The organism is Streptomyces sp. NPDC037290 (assembly GCF_055603245.1).
In genome coordinates this window covers 1-3,354 of the sequence record NZ_JBVJVZ010000092.1, presented here as the reverse complement: position 1 = coordinate 3,354, position 3,354 = coordinate 1, and the positions used below count along the sequence as shown (strand labels likewise).

Annotated in this window: 1 protein-coding gene and 1 pseudogene; both read left to right on the top strand. The window is 63.7% G+C overall.

Translation table 11 applies throughout. The features are described 5' to 3' along the window. Window positions 1-440 precede the first annotated feature (440 nt). Window positions 441-1,481 (top strand): LnmK family bifunctional acyltransferase/decarboxylase, encoded by a 1,041-nt coding sequence (locus tag ACZ7HQ_RS44935; RefSeq protein ID WP_471003283.1) that lies wholly within the window; start codon window positions 441-443, stop codon window positions 1,479-1,481. An 84-nt stretch (window positions 1,482-1,565) separates the two neighbouring features. Continuing rightward, window positions 1,566-3,105 (top strand): annotated as a pseudogene (locus ACZ7HQ_RS44930) (ISL3 family transposase). Window positions 3,106-3,354 lie beyond the last annotated feature (249 nt).

Here is a 3,354-nt window from a genome sequence, read left to right as displayed (position 1 = left end):
GGATCTTCCGCCATGCCAGCTGCATCCCCACCTGGCTCACCACCGCCGCCAAAGCCGTCCTCACTCTGGAGAGCTACCGCTGAAAAGGCTCCATGTACGACGGCGACTCCACGACCATCCCCTCCCACAACGATCTACACCAAGATCATCTCACCCCGCTCCTCAACTTGACGACGCCGGCCGTCGACTTCGTCGACGGCCCATCAAGAAAGATCGAGGCAGAGTAGAGCCGCCACGTCAATAACGCGTAAGCGCCTCAGCCAGTACCCAAATTCACAAGGGCACAATGTCTCTTAATGTGATGGATGTTTTGCTTAGCGCATCATGTACAACGCTACACCCCCGTGCTGAAGTGGCTCAGCGAAGGGAATTCACAGAAGACTTAAATCCCATGGGGTGCCCCTATTTACTCCTACTTACAGCAGACGAGGACGCACGGGATGTCTGACCACTTCACCGCAGATCCGATTCCAGAACGGCTCGGGCCGTCACTGACGCCCCAACCGATCGCTCAGCGCCTCTTAGCTGGAGCTGTGACCGCTGAGCGGATTGATACCGACACGGTGCACCGCCGGGTGACCGTCCAGCCTGGCATGTGCGGGCCGACGTCCCTGCTGATCGGTCAGATCGGTGACTGGACTTGGGAGACGGTCGGCGCTGTCTGTGACACCGATGTGGGCAAGGCCCGCGACCGCCACGGACGGCCCACCTACCTGTCGTTCTACTACTACAGGTTGCACGCAGGGGTCGAGCTCGGCCCGGCACAGATCACGTTCGGCGACCGGCTTGAGGTCCTCTCCAGAGTCTTCGCCTGGGGCAGTGAGTCCGTACTAACCCTGCATCGTATCTGCCACGACAATAACACCCGGGGGGACGGTGCCGTACTCACCCCAGAAGAGTTCTACGAGCGGCCACGGCCTGACTGCCTGTATGCGGAAAACCTCAACCACTGGATCTCGCGCGGTCACCGCAACTCGAACATCGGCCTGGTACGTTCCTCTCCTGAGGACTTCACCTACACCCATCTATCCAAGCTTCCCGAGCGATACTCCCCTCGCCGTGTGTGCACCACAGCTCGCACCATGGGAAACTTCCCCCCGCCCGCCCCGGCGGCCGACTACGTTCCATTCGGTGACAAATTCACTATCACCCACCGAGTGGATCCGACACGGGACATAAACGGAGCCGGGTTATTGTACTTCGGCGCCTACTTCGCGATCACCGAAAGAGCACTGTTGCGCCTGTGGCACCATCTCGGCCGCTCCAGCCGGGCCTTCCTCGACCGAACTATGCTCGAATCAAAGATCTGCTACGTTGGCAACGCCGATCTCGATGCCGTACTGCGGCTGACCTTGCACACGCTACACAAGGCCGAAGACCCCACGGACGAGATCGTCAACATGACCATCGAGGACACCCGCGATAATCGGACCATAGCGATATGTGCATTCCGCACGTATCGAAACGACAGCACCTACTGAGCCTCTTCAGCAGACACGGGACTGTAAATCGTTCGGCCCTGTCTCATATTCGGTGGTGACGCAGAGTGGTGAGGTGTCGTTGGTATCCATGCGAATGATGCCAACGAGCTTGTGCAGACGGTGTTTTCAGGGCTGTCCCCACTGGTCATCGAGGATGTGGTCGACGAGGCGAGCGAGTCGTGGTGCGGGCACGGACTCCGCAAGACACTGCGGCCTGCCCGGTGTGCGGGGCGTCGTCGGAGCGGGTGCACGGCTATCACTGGCGGACTGTGGCTGACGTGGCGGTCGACGGACGGCGGGTGGTAGTCCGCGTGCGGGTACGGCGTCTGGTGTGCCCCACCGGCGGCTGCCGCCACACCTTCCGCGAGCAGGTGCCCGGAGTGCTGGAGCGATACCAGCGACGCACCACCCGCCTGACCAGGCAAGTCAAGGCGGTGGTCAAGGAGTTAGCGGGCCGGGCGGGGGCACGTTTGCTGGCGATACTCGCGGCGGGCGTCTCGCGTCACACGGCTCTGCGCGCCCTGCTACGCATCCCGTTGCCCACCGGGCGGGTGCCCCGTGTGATCGGCGTCGACGACTTCGCCCTGCGCCGACGGCACCGCTACGCCACCGTGATCATCGATGCCGAGACCCACGAGCGGATCGACGTGCTGCCCGACCGCACGGCCGACACCCTGGAAGCATGGCTACGCGAGCATCCGGACATCGAGATCGTGTGCCGGGACGGCTCCGCGACCTACGCCGAGGCCATCCGCCGCGCCCTGCCCCGGGCGACGCAGGTCGGTGATCTGTGGCATCTGTGGCACAACCTGTGCGAAGCCGTCTTGAGCGAGGTCAAGGCGCACAGCACTTGCTGGGCCACCGTACTGGACGCACCCATCTACGACGGACCCCGCGCCCAGACCACCTTGGAACGCTGGCACCAGGTCCACGGTCTGCTCGACCAGGGCGTCGGCCTGCTCGAATGCGCCCGCCGCCTGGAACTGGCCCTGAACACCGTCAAACGCTATGCCCGTGCCGATCGGCCCGAGCGGATGCTCCGCGTCCCCAAGTACCGCGCCAGCCTCGTCGACCCCTACCGCGAGCACCTGCGCAAACGCCGGACCGAGGATCCCGGCGTCCCCGTCAAACACCTCTTCGAAGGATCAAAGCCCTCGGCTTCACCGGCTGCCTCAACCTCTTGCACAAGTGCATCAACCAGGGCCGCGCGGACGCCGAACGCAGCCACATCTCCCCGCGCAGGCTCGCCCGGATGCTGCTGACCAGGCCCGACAACCTCAAGGCCGAGCAACACGAGCTCTTGGCCAAGCTCACCGTTGCCTGCCCTGAGATGATCCAACTGGCAGCCAGCATCAGGGACTTCGCTCCGCTCCTGACGCCACGCACGGACAACGCCGACGCGCTCACGCCATGGGCCACCCAGGTCCGCGGCGCCGACCTGCCCCACCTGCATGCCTTCACTCGAGGTCTGGAACGAGACCGTGAAGCCGTAGACGCCGCCCTCACGCTTCCGTACAGCAACGGCCCCACCGAGGGGGTGAACACCAAGACCAAACGGATCGCACGCCAGATGCACGGACGAGCAGGCTTCACCCTGCTTCGGCACCGCATCCTCCTCGGATAGCACCACGCTCCGTCACCACCGAATATGAGACAGGGCCCAAAGAGAGAGCCAGCCCCTGCGGGCGGCAGGAAGTACTCGAGTCAGCCTGCCCGGCGTCCTGCGGCACGTTACGGGCGGCCAACCCGATCACGAACACCGCTACCCCCAATACAAGTCGGGAAGTACTGACGCAGCAGCCCGTTCGTGTTCTCGTTCGTCGGTCGTTGCCAGGGCGAGTGGGGATCGGCGAAGAACACCTTCGTCCCGGTA

Bases quoted from the DNA above. Each gene is read 5' to 3' on its own strand.
- ACZ7HQ_RS44935 (WP_471003283.1), top strand. From the start codon at position 441: ATGTCTGACCACTTCACCGCAGATCCGATTCCAGAACGGCTCGGGCCG.